This window comes from Cupriavidus sp. 8B, from assembly GCF_054589115.1.
Genome location: NZ_BAAILO010000020.1, coordinates 43,636 through 57,268 on the forward strand (window position 1 = coordinate 43,636; position 13,633 = coordinate 57,268).

The 13,633-nt window shown below is 64.5% G+C and carries 10 protein-coding genes and 2 pseudogenes; 3 read left to right on the top strand and 9 right to left on the bottom strand.

Annotation, left to right across the window (positions count from 1 at the left end; genetic code table 11):
• Positions 1-95: 95 nt before the first annotated feature.
• The 4 genes from ACYP5B_RS01925 to ACYP5B_RS01940 all read right to left on the bottom strand — a co-directional run bounded on the left by ACYP5B_RS01925 (position 96) and on the right by ACYP5B_RS01940 (position 4,633).
• Entirely contained in the window at positions 96-902 is an 807-nt protein-coding gene (locus tag ACYP5B_RS01925; protein WP_318232582.1) for a sterol desaturase family protein, read from the bottom strand.
• 216 nt (positions 903-1,118) lie between these two features.
• The gene (locus ACYP5B_RS01930; protein ID WP_459568339.1) at positions 1,119-2,498 is read right to left on the bottom strand and encodes an MFS transporter; all 1,380 of its coding nucleotides are present in this window, start codon (positions 2,496-2,498) and stop codon (positions 1,119-1,121) included.
• A gap of 129 nt (positions 2,499-2,627) precedes the next feature.
• On the bottom strand, positions 2,628-3,899 hold the full coding sequence (locus tag ACYP5B_RS01935) for an iron-containing alcohol dehydrogenase (RefSeq protein ID WP_459568340.1): 1,272 nt from the start codon (positions 3,897-3,899) through the stop codon (positions 2,628-2,630).
• A complete protein-coding gene (locus ACYP5B_RS01940) occupies positions 3,896-4,633 on the bottom strand; it encodes an alpha/beta fold hydrolase (protein ID WP_459568341.1) in 738 nt (245 codons plus the stop codon). The genes ACYP5B_RS01935 and ACYP5B_RS01940 overlap by 4 nt, the downstream gene beginning before the upstream one ends.
• Before the next feature lie 125 nt (positions 4,634-4,758).
• On the opposite strand from ACYP5B_RS01940, the gene ACYP5B_RS01945 reads away from it, so the two are divergent.
• Complete coding sequence (locus tag ACYP5B_RS01945) at positions 4,759-5,490, top strand: GntR family transcriptional regulator (protein WP_318232586.1); 732 nt, start codon at positions 4,759-4,761, stop codon at positions 5,488-5,490.
• A 48-nt stretch (positions 5,491-5,538) separates the two neighbouring features.
• Here the strand turns inward: ACYP5B_RS01945 and ACYP5B_RS01950 are convergent, their stop codons facing one another.
• The 4 genes and pseudogenes from ACYP5B_RS01950 to ACYP5B_RS01965 all read right to left on the bottom strand — a co-directional run bounded on the left by ACYP5B_RS01950 (position 5,539) and on the right by ACYP5B_RS01965 (position 10,470).
• The gene (locus ACYP5B_RS01950) at positions 5,539-7,260 is read right to left on the bottom strand and encodes a dipeptidase (RefSeq protein ID WP_459568342.1); all 1,722 of its coding nucleotides are present in this window, start codon (positions 7,258-7,260) and stop codon (positions 5,539-5,541) included.
• A 257-nt stretch (positions 7,261-7,517) separates the two neighbouring features.
• Positions 7,518-8,252, bottom strand: a complete 735-nt coding sequence (locus tag ACYP5B_RS01955) for an XpsR family transcriptional regulator (protein WP_459568343.1) — start codon at positions 8,250-8,252, stop codon at positions 7,518-7,520.
• A 911-nt stretch (positions 8,253-9,163) separates the two neighbouring features.
• A pseudogene (locus ACYP5B_RS01960) lies at positions 9,164-9,978 on the bottom strand (class I SAM-dependent methyltransferase).
• Positions 9,979-10,035: 57 nt separating this feature from the next.
• Entirely contained in the window at positions 10,036-10,470 is a 435-nt protein-coding gene (locus ACYP5B_RS01965; protein ID WP_459568344.1) for a GFA family protein, read from the bottom strand.
• Between the two features lie 187 nt (positions 10,471-10,657).
• Here ACYP5B_RS01965 and ACYP5B_RS01970 point away from each other — a divergent pair.
• A pseudogene (locus ACYP5B_RS01970) lies at positions 10,658-11,653 on the top strand (AraC family transcriptional regulator).
• A 179-nt stretch (positions 11,654-11,832) separates the two neighbouring features.
• Entirely contained in the window at positions 11,833-12,903 is a 1,071-nt protein-coding gene (locus ACYP5B_RS01975; protein ID WP_459568345.1) for an MBL fold metallo-hydrolase, read from the top strand.
• Positions 12,904-12,961: 58 nt separating this feature from the next.
• Here the strand turns inward: ACYP5B_RS01975 and ACYP5B_RS01980 are convergent, their stop codons facing one another.
• Complete coding sequence (locus tag ACYP5B_RS01980) at positions 12,962-13,366, bottom strand: cupin domain-containing protein (protein ID WP_459568346.1); 405 nt, start codon at positions 13,364-13,366, stop codon at positions 12,962-12,964.
• Positions 13,367-13,633 lie beyond the last annotated feature (267 nt).

The window sequence follows — 13,633 nt, forward strand, 5'->3', positions numbered from 1 at the left end:
TCCGCTGCACGACATCGGGTACGCCCTGGCGGGCCACCGGATGCTGCTGGATTCGGCTGCCTACCCGGGCATCGGTGCGGGATGCGCGGCGTGGCTCAGGCCACCATCGTGCGGCGCTCGTCTTCGGTCAACTCGGGTCCGTCCAGCGTGACGCGTGAATGATCGTTGCGGAACTTCTCGATGATGGGCTTGAGTTCCTCCTTCACATGCGCGTTGCTGTAGCCGTTGAACAGGTGGCCGAGGAGGCCGCGGCGCAGGTCGCTGGTACCCATGAACCAGTCGGCGATGGGAAAGGTGAGGTTCATGTTGTACTTCATCATGATGCCCATGTTGTGATGCGCGGTGTGATGGCGGCGGATGGTGTTGATGAAGGGCATGTTGCGCACGAACCAGTTCTCGTGCACGTGGCAGCAGTAGTGGAAGGTCTCGTACACCAGGTACTGCGCCACCATGGTGAGGAACACTACATATGCAGCGTTGGCATTGAACACCAGCGAGGTGACGTAGGACAGCGTGCTGCCCGCAACGCCCAGCGTGGCCAGCACGCGCCAGGGGAAAAAGACGATGCGGAACTCGCGCGTGGTGTCGATGGTGGGTTCGTTGTCGGTGAAGTACTGGTGGTGCTGCCGGGTGTGGCGCTCGTAGATGGCACGCAGGGCGAACACATCGATCTTCCGGTGCATGACGTACTTGTGCATGAACCATTCGACGAAGTTGCCCGCGAGGAACACCGGCAGGGCCAGCAGCCACTCCCACCGGGCATCGGACATATGGGTGAGGCAGTACGCGATGGCGAGGATGCCGACGCCGTACATGACGGTGATGTGAAGCAGTCCGTTGTAGAGGGGGCTGATGTCGGCTTTGTATTGTTCGCGGAATTTGCGTTGGCGTTCGGTCATCATGGCGTGTCTCCTTTTCATCTGATACATAACTAATATATTAGTCGGATATATTGGTATGTCAACGCCGTAACCCTTTTTTTCTTTCCCTGAGCCGTTGGGGGCGGACGCTGGCTCCGCGGGCGACAAGTCCACGCCAACCCTCGCGCCAAAGTAAAAACGGCCCTCGCATCGCGAGGGGCCGTGCAACAACAAAACCAGTCCCGAGAATGACCGCGCTTAGTGCGAAACCTCCTCCAGCGCCCGTCCCTTGGTTTCCACGCCAAGCAGCAACACCGCCAGCGCCGCGACAACAAACGACAGCGCGCCCAGCGTAAAAATCCCGCCCTGTCCTGTGACAGGCAGCAACACACCGACCAGGTAGGGGCCCGCAAGCGAACCGATGCGCCCGATGGAAGACGCAAATCCGGACCCGGTAGCGCGCGATCGCGTCGGGTAAAGCTCCGGCGTATAGGCATAGAGCACCGACCACATGCCGAACAGGAAAAACTGCATGCACAGCCCGGCGGCGATCAAGTGCTCTACTGGCAGCCGCAGTACCGCGGCTTGCCCGTATAAGTACGCCGCTGCGGCGCTGCCCAGCAGCATCAGCGCGCAGGTGGGCTTACGGCCCCATTTCTCCAGTAGCCAGGCGGAGAAGATGAAGCCCGGGATGCCGGCCAGCGAGATGTAAACCATGTACAGCACCGACTTGGTGACCGCATAGCCCGCCTGCTGCAGCAGGGCGCCAAGCCAGGTGGTGAGGCCGTAGTAGCCAAGCAGGGCGAAGAACCAGACCGACCAGAGCATCACGGTGCGCTTTGCATATGGACCACGCCACAACTCGGCGAACAACGCCTTGCGCTTGTGACGCGGCGGGGTTGCGTAGCTGTCGGCCACTGGCGGGAGTGCGGCGCCCCAGGCGCGCTCCACGTGGGCTTCGATGCCCGCCATGGTGCTGTCGGCTTCGCGCTCGCGGCCGGTGTCTTCGAGCCAGCGCGGCGATTCCGGCACGCGCCGGCGCACCACGAACACGAAGGCGGCGGGAACCGCCAGGGCGATGAAGATGCCACGCCAGCCGATGACAGGGAGCAGGAAGTAGGTCAGTACGCCGGCGGCGATAAAGCCGATCGGCCAGAATCCTTCCAGGATGGCAACGTATTTGCCACGGCTCTTGGCCGGCACGATCTCGGACACCATCGACAATCCGATCGGGAACTCCATGCCCATGCCGAAGCCAAGCAGCACGCGAAACAGCATCAGGCTGGTGACGTTGTCCGCGAGGCCGCACAACAGGCTGCCGACGCCCCAGAAGACCATGCTGACCTGGAACACCGGCTTGCGCCCGAAGCGGTCGGCCAGCAGGCCGGCAATGGCGGCGCCAAGGAACATGCCGAGAAAGCTGGAACTGGCCAGCAAGCCCGTCTGCGTGGCCGTGAGGGCGAACTCCGCCTTGATGGAGCCCAGCACGAACGTCATCATGCCCAGGTCCATCGAGTCGAAGAACCAGGCCGTGGCAATGATGCCGAACAGCGAGCGCTGATAGTTCGTCATCGGTAGCCGTTCGAGCCGGGCGGCGATTCCCGGCCTCAACTTCTGTTCGCCCGCCGACATATCCATGTTTGTCTCCTTTGGGTATGGCGGCTTGCTGGTGTGCCGCCTTGTCTAATATATTAGTTGCATCGTAGACGTATTCAAATAGTAAACAAAGATACCGAGGGAAAACACCAAGACACGGATGCGCGCGGGTTAAGCAGCCTGGCGGCCACTTGTGGCAGGGCCGGTCAGATCGAGCTGGCCATGCCAGGCACGCTGCACAATGGCCGCATAGCGCGCCGGCACGTCTTCCACGGGGAAGGCGCTGGCCAGCCGGGTCACGGCGAGGGCGTCCGCAGTGAGCGCCGGCAGTGCGGCTTCGGCCATGCCGAAGGCTGCGAGGTCGCCTGGGATGCCGAGCCGTTCCACCAGCGCGCGGATGGCCAGCGGCAGGCGCGACACGGCCCGTACCTCGTCCTGGTCGTCGATGCCGAACAGGCGCGCCACCTCCGTCAGTTCGGCATGGCGCTCCTGCTTCAGGGCATCAAGCACGTAAGGCAGCATCACCGCGTTGGTGCTGCCGTGCGAGCGGTGCGTAATGCCGGCCACGGCATAGGCAATGCCGTGCACTGCGTTCAGGCCCGCGCTGCCGTACGACAGCGCGGCATACAGGCTGGCGTAGCACATGCCGGTGCGCGCCTCGATGTCGCCGCCGTCGCGGTAGGCGCGTTCCAGGTAGCGGGCGCACAGGCGGATGGCTTCGCGTGCGAACAACATGGTCAGCGCCGAGCGGCCGCTATAGCCCGGATCGGGATTGCCGTGGCGCGGGTAAGCCGAGGAGTCGACGGTGATGAAGGATTCCAGCGCGTGCGTGAGCGCGTCGATGCCGGCATCGGCGGTCACCCGTGGCGGGCAGGTATAGGTGAATTCGGGATCGATCAACGCGATCTGCGGGCGCAGCGCATTGTCCATGACCGCGATCTTGGTGGCGCTGTCCGGGTCCACCAGGATGGCGCCGGGCGTGGCCTCGGAGCCGGTGCCCGCCGTAGTGGGCAAAGCGATCAAGGGGACCGGCTGCGTGCCCGCAGGCATCGTCCCGGCAAAATCCCGGATTGGCCGGCCGCCGGGCAGCGTCAGGCACAAGGCCTTGGCGAGGTCGATGTTGCTGCCGCCGCCCAGGGCAATGACGTGGTCGGGCGCCTTGCCGGCCAGTTGTTCCCGCAACTCCGAGGTGGCCGCGTCGCATAGCACGGTGGTGGGATCCGCCATGCCGCCGTCATAGACCAGCGTCTCGATACCGGCCGCACGGGCGGCTGCCACATACTCGCCGACCCATGGCGTGTGCCCGGAGAAGAACGCATCGGTGACCAGCACGCCGTTGCGGTAGCCCAGGTGCGCCAGCAGGCCTGGCAATTGCGCACGCGTGCCCGCGCCAACGATCAGGCGGGCGGGGGCGCAGAAATACACGAGATCTTCGACTCTCACGGCGACTCCTGTAGGGATGGGTAAAGGCGGGGGAGGTGGGTGCGCAAGGCTTGCCCGACAGCTGCGGTGTGGTACGTGAGCACGCTGTGCCCGGCACCGGCGATGCCCGTCAGCGCGGCGTGGGGCAGGGCCTGCGCCAGCGCGACGGCGTGCGGCCAGGGCGAATCCTCATCGTCGTGGCCGTGCACCACCAGCGCTGGCGTGCGGATACGCGGCAGTAGTGCGCGCTGGTCGGTACCGCGGATGGCTTGCCAGGTCCACGCAACGGCGCTGTGGTCCGCCGCCTCGGCCAGGCCAAGGCGGCGCTCGCGTTGCGCGATTTCCGCCCGCAGGGCGGTATCGTCCGTCGCGCGAAACCACTGCACGTTTGCCAGATGCGGCGAGCCGGACAGCAGGAACAGGCCCGACGGCGCCGGCGCGGCAGGATCCTGGCGGCAGGCCTGCGCATACGCAAGCGCCACGGATACGCCCATGCTCCAGCCCGCCAGCACGAAGGGACCGGTACCTGCGTGCACGCCGATTACCTCACGCAACGCCGCCGCATAACGCGCTAGCGTATAGCCCTGCGCGTTGTCCGGGCGTGCTGCCTGGCCCCGTCCTTGCAGGTTGGGCAGGATGAAGGTGCAGTCCGCTGCCATGGACCCAGCGAGTGGCAGCCAGGCGGCGCGGGTGCCCTGGATGCCGTGCACGGCCACTACGCTGACAGGGCCACGACCCACGCGAATCACATCCATACGGTCTCCAACACAACTAATATATTAGCTGGATGATAGCAGGCGAAAGCTGATCCGCAAAGGCTGGGAGAGATTGTCCAAATGACTCATATACAATTGGTATCTCATCACTTGACTGGGTGGCCATGATCAGGAAAACGGCATCTGCCAGTAAGGTTCGGGCAGTGGAAGCGGTGGAGACGGACGATGCGGCGGATACCTCGCCCGTGCAGAAGGGCAGGCTGACGGACCTGGCTTACGAGCAGATCGAAGAGGCCATCATCACGCTGCGGCTGGCCCCCGGCACCTCGGTCTCCGAGTTGCAACTCAGCGAGATGACCGGCATCGGCCGCACGCCGATCCGCGAGGCGATCCAGCGCCTTGCCCGCGAGCATCTGGTGGTGGTGTTGCCACAGCGCGGCTTGCTGGTGCCGCAGATCGACGTCGCCAAGCAGCTCAAGCTGCTGGAGACCCGCCGCGAGGTAGAGCGCCTGATCTGCCGCAGCGCGGCGCGCCGCGCCACGCCCGAGGAGCGCGCGCAGTTCAAGCGGTTGGCGGAGGAGTTTGCCCGGGCCTCCAAGTCCGGGGACGATGTGTCCTTTATCCGTGCCGACCGCGAGTTCAATGAGCTGAGCCTGGTGGCTGCCCGCAACGAGTTCGCAGAGGGCGCGATGCGCCTGATGCACGGGCTGTCGCGCCGCTTCTGGTACTTCCACTACAAGCAGGCGGCGGACCTGCCACAGATGGCAAAACTGCATGCCGCCGTGGCCGCGGCCATTTTCAAGGCGGATGTGGAAGGTGCCGGCAAGGCGCTGGACGCGCTGCTCGACAACATCGAGGATTTCACGCGCGCCACGGTGCTGGGCGACCTGCGCTGAGCGCCTTGCCGCGCGCTGAACGCCGGCGACCGACCGGCGCGCGCCGTGTTACTGCATCGCCTTCAGATCCCCGATGCGGATCAGCATCTCGGTGAACATCTGCATGTCCAGGTCCAGGTCGGCGACTTCCTTGTACTCCTTGGCGTTGTGCGCGGTGTACTTCTTGCCGGGCATGGCGGGGCCGAAGTTGATGGCGTTCGGCATCAGCTTGGCGGTGGTGCTGCCGGCGGTGGGCACGGGTTTGGCTTCCAGCCCCGTGGTGTCGCCAAAGATACTGAGCAGCGTGGACAGCCACGCGCCCTTCGGGTCGCGCGCCATCCAGTCGCCCTGGTCGTGGCTGATGGTTACGGTTGCGTGGTTGGCGGCGGCCCAGGCGTTGATCTTGTCGGCCAACGCCTTTGACAGTGCCTGCGGCGTGTCGCCGCGCGGCATGCGGACGTTGGCGGTGACTTCCAGCTGGCCGTCCTTTTCCCGGACCAGGTTGGGCGACAGGGTGAGCGGGCCCATGAAGTCGTCCTTGTAGGCCACGCCCATTTTTTCGCCGAGGTAGCCGGTGCCGTACAGGTCGTCGAGGTACTTTGCTGCCCGGGCGTAGTGGTTGTCGGCCAGCGCGATGCCGGATTCCCGCAGGAACAGCGTCAGGCGCGGCAGGGGATTCACGCCTTCCTCGGGCCGGGAGCCGTGGGCGGAACTGCCGGTGACCTTGACCTCCAGGCTGTCGGCGCCCTGGGTGATATCGATCGCGAACCTGCCCTGCGGCGCGTATTTCTCGATAAAGGCGGCGCGTGCTGCTTCAAGCCGGGCGCGGGCCGCGTTCAGGTCGCCGCCCTTGAGTTGCGCGCTCGCGGTCTGCGGCACGGCGTTGGCGGCGGCCGCGCCGCTCATGGCGACGATGGCGGTAGCCTTGCCGTCGGCGGCCTGCACGAGGAAGAACACCTTCAGGCTGCCCGAGCCTTTCTCGGCCACCACGGCGGGGTATTTGCTGTCGAGCACGATGTTGTACTCGGGCAGCGTGGTGTGCTGCCGGTAGTACTTCATGCCGTCGCCACCGGTTTCCTCGGTGGTCTCGATCATCAGCCGGATGGTGCGCTCGAGCTTCAGGCCGCTCTCTTTCACGGTCTTCATTGCGTACAGCACGGTGGCGATCGAGCCCTTGTCGTCGATGGTGCCGCGGCCGTACAGAAAATCGCCCACGCGCGTGACCTTGAACGGATCGAGCCTGGTGCCGTCCTCCAGCACCCATTCGTCCGCCACGGCCGGGACCACGTCGGCGTGGGTGAGCAAGCCGAATTCTTCCTTGCCCCGGCCCGGCAGCGTGACCTCGAACACGCGGTTGTCCACGTTGCGGAAGGTGAGGCCGAAGTCCTTGGCCATGCCTTCCACCAGCTTGCCGAAGGCGATGATGGCGGGGTTCTCGTGCTGCGGGATCTTTTCGTCGCGCACGGTGCGCAAGGCCACCATGCGCTCGATGGCGTTGATCACCGCCTGGTGGTTGTGAATCCGGTTATAGACGCCCAGCAAGCGCCCGATATTGGTCAGGTCGTCGCCGTGCAGCGGGGCGTGTTGTCGGTACGCTGCGACACTGCCTGCCAGCGAGGGATTGGCCTTGGCTGCCGCGTTCAGGAATGCATTGAAATCGGCCGGCGGGCTGGCCTGCGCGGCGGCGACCAGTGCCTCGAGGCCGGGCTTCTTCAGCGTGTCCGCGAGTGCGGGTTGGCCCACGGCCAGCGTGAGCCAGGCAAGCGATGCGAGTAGGGTTGATCGTTTCATGGGCAGGGCTCCCAAAAAACGAAGGATGTTCGCATGAGTCGGGGCGCTGGTGCAAATCCCGCCGCGCAGCCGACAGCCCCGGCGCTCTATTTCCTGCCGACCATGTACTTCACGCCCTGCGGCCCGTAGCGCTCCGAATGCGCTTCGTTGGCGCGCAAATGGAATTCATCCCCGGCCCGGAAGGCTTGCTCTTCGCCCTCGGTGGCCAGGTAAAGCGTCCCTACGGTGGCCGGCAGGCTGAACAGTGGCTCCAGGGGCTACATGCCCTGGAGCACGAAGTCCGATTTGCGTTGTCGCGCTTCACTTGGATCGGGGTGGTGATTCCGTTGGGCAGGATACCCGCCGCTTGGAAGCGCACTGGATGCACTCCCGGCCGACAGCGCGTTCTGGCTCTGCGGCAATCTGCCCGGACCGCTTGCAGCCGCGGGACGGCTATCGAAGTCGCTTGGTGCCAGGCTGGCGCCGAGCAGCTTGCCGAACGCGTTGAGCTGCACGTCGGAGGTCAGCCCCGCGCTGCCCGCGAGTGCGGGGCACAGGATCCATGTGGTGCCGTCTCTTTCGTAGGCGTGCAGGAGCCTTACCTGGTCCGCCGGCTGCAATTGCCGCTCTTCACATGCGACCTGATCTAGTCCAAATGCCCGCACGAAGTCCTCAGCCTGGCGATAGCCGATGCAGATGACCACCTTGGGCCGCCAGTGCGCGCAGAGCGTGCGCAGGAAGCGGAATCGCCCGCCATGCCGGCACAGATCCAGGTAGCGATCCTTGGGCACGAGCTCGGACTGGCCGCGGAACACTTTGGACCAGGGTGTCAGGCCATCGAGCATGACGGGCAGGGGAAACAGGTTGAGCTTGAATTCCGCGCCGTCGGGTGCGTAGAGCTGGTCCCAGTAGTACTCCTTCCAGTCATTGTCATCCAGCCGGATGCCGAGCGCTTGCGCGCGGGCTGCGGCCATGATGCGGGCAATGCGCTGATGGTTCAGCCATTTGCCCATGGCTTCCCGATGCTTCGCGCGAAACGCCGCATCCCATGCGTGTGGCTCCGTGCTCGGCCGTAATGGCCCCGCCAGGCGCTCGTACCAGGGATGCGGGCTTCTGTCGCAGATCCAGACATTGGCCCTCGGGTTTCCGCCTTCCATCCCTACGTACGAGGCAAAGTAATTGTCCAGTTCCTGACGTGTATATACCCCTGTGTGCTGCACTATTGCCCCTTGCCTGAAGGTGGGACCCCGTTTTGTTCCACAACGTGCCGCTCGGCGCTTGCAGGCCGCGCGTGCCGCGTGGTTGATTTATGTGTCCTGCGGGTCGGCTGCGCGGTGTTGTGGCTCACCCTACCGCGTCGGCTGCGACCTCGCTTTTTGCATTTGTTTATGTGGATCTTGAAACTGAAATAACCGGTTCATGCCCGTCGGCCGGAACTGTTCATTTCTTGAAATACTTCCCCGCCAAATTGACATGAAATGTCGAAAATATCAAATAGTCAATTGGTGCGCTGCACTATAGCCGAGATAATTTTTGGCATACATTTAAATATTTTAAGCTCTGAAATAAAAACGGTGGAATGCCTGATGCTATGGCGGTTTCATTATTTGCATCCCCCCTGTAGAGGGGATTGGTTATGAGAAAACGCCGCTGAATCAGCCTGTCCTGGCCCCTCAAATCAAGAGGAAGCGGGGGGGGGAAAAAGGGGTGTAGGCCGGGGAGTTCGCCTACACCCTCAAGGGATGGCAACAACGGGGTTGATCGAGTTGCCGTTGGTAAGTGTGCTGCAGCACAGCAATTTCAGTACCCCGCTGAAGGGGAGGGTAGTTGCCAGCGGGGCAGGAGATGGTGGCGGATGCAACCACGGCTGAAGTTTTTTTGCCCCACGGTTGTCAGCTTTTCACGGCGCGTTTGTCGCTGGGCGTCAGCGGCTGCGTTCGATCACCACTTCGAGATACTCGCTGGGCAAGACCAGCGTGCCATCGCCCGAGCGGTTGCGGCTCACCATCAGCGCCATCAATTCCTCGGTGAATGCCGCTTGTTTCCCGGCATCTAGCGCGCCGAACGTCTTGTGCATCGGGCCATAGTAGGTGCGGAACACTTCGAGCCAGTGCGCCGGCGAGTGGTAGCGGAAGATGAACTCGCGGGTGGCCGTGTGGATCGCCCGGGCGGCGTCGCCGAACAGGGTCTCAAGCGCTGCCTTGGTGCCCCATGATGCGGGCGATTTGACGCCCGGCGGCGGGGGGATATACTTGCCGATGGTCTTGAACAGCTGGCCGATAAAACTCTCGGGCGTCCAGTTGGCCAGCCCGATCCTGCCGCCGGGCTTGCACACGCGCGCGAGCTCGCGCGCGGCTTGTTCCTGGTCAGGGGTGAACATCACGCCGAAGGTGGACAGCACCACATCGAACGAGGCATCGGGAAACGGCAGGGGCGGATCGTGTGGCCTTCGGCTTGCGCACGGGCGCGGCCGGCTTCGAGCAGGGCGGGCACGTAGTCGGTGGAGGTGACATCGCACCAGCGGCGCGCGGCCGCCAGCGTGGCGTTGCCGTTGCCGGCGGCGACGTCGAGCACACGCGTGCCGGCGCGCAGGTCAAGCGCTTCGCACAGGGTCTCGCCGACGATCTGCAGCGTGGTGCCTACGACGGCATAGTTGCCTGCGGACCATGCGGCCTGCTGGCGGGTCTTGACCGCGCCGAGATCGGCCGCGGGGTGTGAGTCGGAAAGGACAGCGGACATGGTGGTACTCCTGGTAGCTTGTGGAATCGGGCATTGGGCCGCAACGCGGCGACGCGGTCATTCCGCGACGCTCACGCCCGATCCGCCCATTTCCTTCGGAACATCCTTCATCTTGGGCAAGCCGTCGTGCATCCCCAGCTTCGATTCCTGATAGTGCACATGGATGCCCGGTTGATAGGGAAAGCCGGGAATGACCGCTGCGTACACATCGGTAAGCCCCATGCCCGGATGCTCGGTGAAAATGTGCCCGCCGCACGTCTTGCACCATTTGCGATAGCTGTTCGCCGTCTTGTTGTACGTGCCGATATTGCCGGCGCCCTGCGTGACATGCACCGCCTCGGGTTTCCACAGCGTGAAGGCGTTGACGGGACCCGCGGACCAGGTGCGGCAGGACTCGCAATGGCAGTAGCCCATGCCGGCGGGCTCGCCGCTGACCGTGAACTGCACCGCACCGCAAAAGCAGCTGCCCTGATAGGTTTTCTCGTTGCGCATATCGTGTCTCCTTGGCGGTTTGCACGCGCGGTGCCGGTAGCCCGGCGGCATCCGTGCGAATGACAAGCCCTGCGGACTGGTTTTGTCGCGCATGGGGTGGGTGTAGTATCACCACGTTGCTTGTCTTGACGAATGCTCCGGCGTCCAGCGTTCTTGCGCGAGACGCCGGATTTGACGGGCCTTGTTCATGGATGCCGTTTCCGATGTTCTTCGCGTGGTACGCCTGAGCGGCGCGGTGTATCTCAACGGAGAATTCACCGCGCCGTGGTGCGTGCTTGGCGAGGCGGATGCCGCGCTGTGCGACGCGTTCCTGCCGCGCTCCGAGCGCGTGGTGTCATTCCACCTGGTTACCGAAGGGAGTTGCTGGGCACGCCTGGCGGACGACCCCATGTCGGCCATTCATCTGACTGCCGGCGAACTGCTGGTGGTGCCGCAAGGCGAGTCGCACATCATGGCCAGCGTGCTCGACCTGTCGCCCGTGCTGGTGGGGCCCTTGCTGGCCACGCAACTGGAGAAGGCGCCGCGCCAGGTGATGCGGCTGTCATACGGCGGCGGCGGAGCCGGCACGCGTCTCGTATGCGGCTTCCTGGCTTGCGACGATACGTTGAGCAACCCCCTGCTATCCGCGCTGCCGCGCATCTTCAAGATCGACATGCGCAACGATCCCCGCTCGGCCTGGCTCGATGCCTCGCTGCAGTTTGCGGCGGCCGAGGCGGCGGACTGGCGGGTCGGCACCGAGATCGTCCTCGCCAGGTTGTCCGAACTGCTCTTTGTGGAGGCGGTGCGCCGCTGCATCGATGCGCTGCCAACGGACAAGAAAGGATGGCTGGCGGGCGTGCGCGACCGCTTCGTCGGGCGCGCGTTATCGATGATGCACGCGCGGCCTGCCTATGCCTGGACCGTCGACGAGCTCGCGCGCAAGGTGGGGTTGTCGCGTTCGGCGCTGGCGCAGCGCTTCACCGAGCTTATGGGGCAGCCGCCCATGCAGTACCTGGCGCATTGGCGCCTGCAGATCGCGGCGCAGGAACTGCGCGGCGGGAGCAAGTCGGTTGGCGCGGTAGCGGAGCACGTGGGCTAGTCGGAGGCTGCCTTCAACCGCGCATTCAAGCGCGAGTTCGGCATGCCGCCGGCAGGCTGGCGCCGCCACGGCGCGAAGGGCGTGGCGATAGCGCCGCTGACATAGCGGCAAGCCTCAACGGCCGCGGGGCGCTCTTATTGTGCGCTGCGCGAACGGCCAGACCTCGGTAGAATCGCTCACGGCGTCGCACGCAAGATGCGCAGCCTTGCCCCATGCCGGTGCAGTATCCTGCGCGCAATGCGCCGCAGCCGGCATGTCCGCGCGGACCCAAGGAATAAAACAAAATGAGCGACGAGAGTTTGACCCCCTCTCCCGAGAGCAAGCCAGTTCTCGACTACCCCTGCGGCGAAGCGCCGGCGCCAGGCAGCGCGGTTGAGATCGTGCCGGGCGTGCTGTGGATCCGCATGCCGATGCCGTTTGCGCTGAGCCATATCAACCTGTGGGCGGTGCGCGACGGCAAGGGCTGGGCCGGGGTCGACGCCGGCTTGCAGACCAGCGAAACCGCCGCCGCCTGGCGCGATCTTTTCGCGCAGGGTGGAGCGCTGGCGGACGGGCTGACCCGGCTCTTCGTCACGCACATGCACCCCGACCATATCGGCATGGCCGGCTGGCTGACCCGCAAATTCGCCTGCCGCCTGTGGATGACCCGGCTGGAATACCTGAACTGCCGCGTGCTCGCGGCGGACACCGGACGCGAGGCGCCGGAAGACGGCGTGCGCTTTTATCGCCGCGCGGGATGGGACGACAACGCCATCGAGGCCTACCGCGTGCGCTTTGGCGGCTTCGGCAAGTACGTCCACGCCTTGCCCGACAGCTACCGGCGCCTGCGCGACGGCGAGCACCTGACGATTGGCGAGCACCAGTGGCGGGTCGTGGTTGGCAACGGCCACTCACCCGAACACGCCTGCCTCTACAGCGAGGCGTTGAAGATCCTGATCAGCGGCGACCAGATCCTGCCGCGCATCTCTTCCAATGTGTCGGTCTTCCCGACCGAGCCCGATGCCGATCCGATGGGCGACTGGCTGGCGTCGCTCGCCAAGCTGCGCCGGGAAGTCCCGGACGACGTACTGGTGCTGCCGGCCCACAACGAGCCGTTCCGTGGCCTGCATGCGCGTATCGATTATCTCGAGCGCAGCCAGCACCAGGCGCTGGACCGGCTGCGCGGCGCGCTGGCCGAGCCCAGGCGGGCGGTGGATGTCTTCGGCGAGCTATTCTCCCGCCCCATCGGCGGCGAGCCCGGGCTGCTGGGCATGGCAACGGGCGAGAGCATTGCCCACCTGAACTATCTCGTGCACCGGGAAGAGGCCGTGATGGAGGTGGGCCCGGACGGCATCGCGCGGTATCGCAAGGCTTAGCAAGGCTTAGCAAAGCCTGAGGGCCGGAAGTGTAGGGCGGGCACGGCGGGCAGGGCGGTCAGATCCAGACGTCGTTGACCGCCGTCCGCTCGCCACCCGCTTCGCCGGTATTCACTACGCCCCGGGGCTCGATCAGCAGCAGCTTCACCTCGGTCTCGGCAAAGGGTTTGTGCTCCACGCCCTTGGGCACCACAAACATTTCGCCCGCCGATAGCCGCACGTGCCCGTCGCGAAAATCGATGCGCAGCGTGCCCTCCAGCACGATGAACGCCTCATCGGTATCGAGATGGCGGTGCCAGAGAAAATCGCCTTCGATCTTCACCAGCTTGAACTGGTAGTCGTTCATCTCGGCGATGACTTTCGGCGTCCAGCGCTCATGGATCAAGCCGAGCTTCTGTGCGAAGTTCAGGCTTTTGTATTCCTTGATGTCTTTGTGTTGGGTGCTTGCCTGATCGTGTTGCATGGCGGGTATCTCCTTGCCTTGTCATGAACGCTCACGTTAGCAAGGCCGGCGCGCAAAATCTTGTACGATCGTGCAAGCCTTCAGCGGGCGCCTTCAGCGCACCCTTTGCTGCATCTTTACCCAGCGGGCAGGCGACATGCCATAGGCCCTGCCGAAGTGACGCGTCATATGGCTGTTCCATAAAATCTGCTCAAAGTTGAGCATTGGATTTATCCGCACTTCGTTGACGCGGCTTGCGCCGCCCAACTGAAGCCCCTTGACGCTCAG

Coding starts and splice junctions, on each gene's coding strand:
- ACYP5B_RS01945 (WP_318232586.1), top strand. CDS start 4,759: ATGATCAGGAAAACGGCATCTGCCAGTAAGGTTCGGGCAGTGGAAGCG.
- ACYP5B_RS01950 (WP_459568342.1), bottom strand. CDS start 7,260: ATGAAACGATCAACCCTACTCGCATCGCTTGCCTGGCTCACGCTGGCC.
- ACYP5B_RS01965 (WP_459568344.1), bottom strand. CDS start 10,470: ATGCGCAACGAGAAAACCTATCAGGGCAGCTGCTTTTGCGGTGCGGTG.
- ACYP5B_RS01925 (WP_318232582.1), bottom strand. CDS start 902: ATGATGACCGAACGCCAACGCAAATTCCGCGAACAATACAAAGCCGAC.
- ACYP5B_RS01975 (WP_459568345.1), top strand. CDS start 11,833: ATGAGCGACGAGAGTTTGACCCCCTCTCCCGAGAGCAAGCCAGTTCTC.
- ACYP5B_RS01930 (WP_459568339.1), bottom strand. CDS start 2,498: ATGGATATGTCGGCGGGCGAACAGAAGTTGAGGCCGGGAATCGCCGCC.
- ACYP5B_RS01955 (WP_459568343.1), bottom strand. CDS start 8,252: ATGGGCAAATGGCTGAACCATCAGCGCATTGCCCGCATCATGGCCGCA.
- ACYP5B_RS01940 (WP_459568341.1), bottom strand. CDS start 4,633: ATGGATGTGATTCGCGTGGGTCGTGGCCCTGTCAGCGTAGTGGCCGTG.
- ACYP5B_RS01980 (WP_459568346.1), bottom strand. CDS start 13,366: ATGCAACACGATCAGGCAAGCACCCAACACAAAGACATCAAGGAATAC.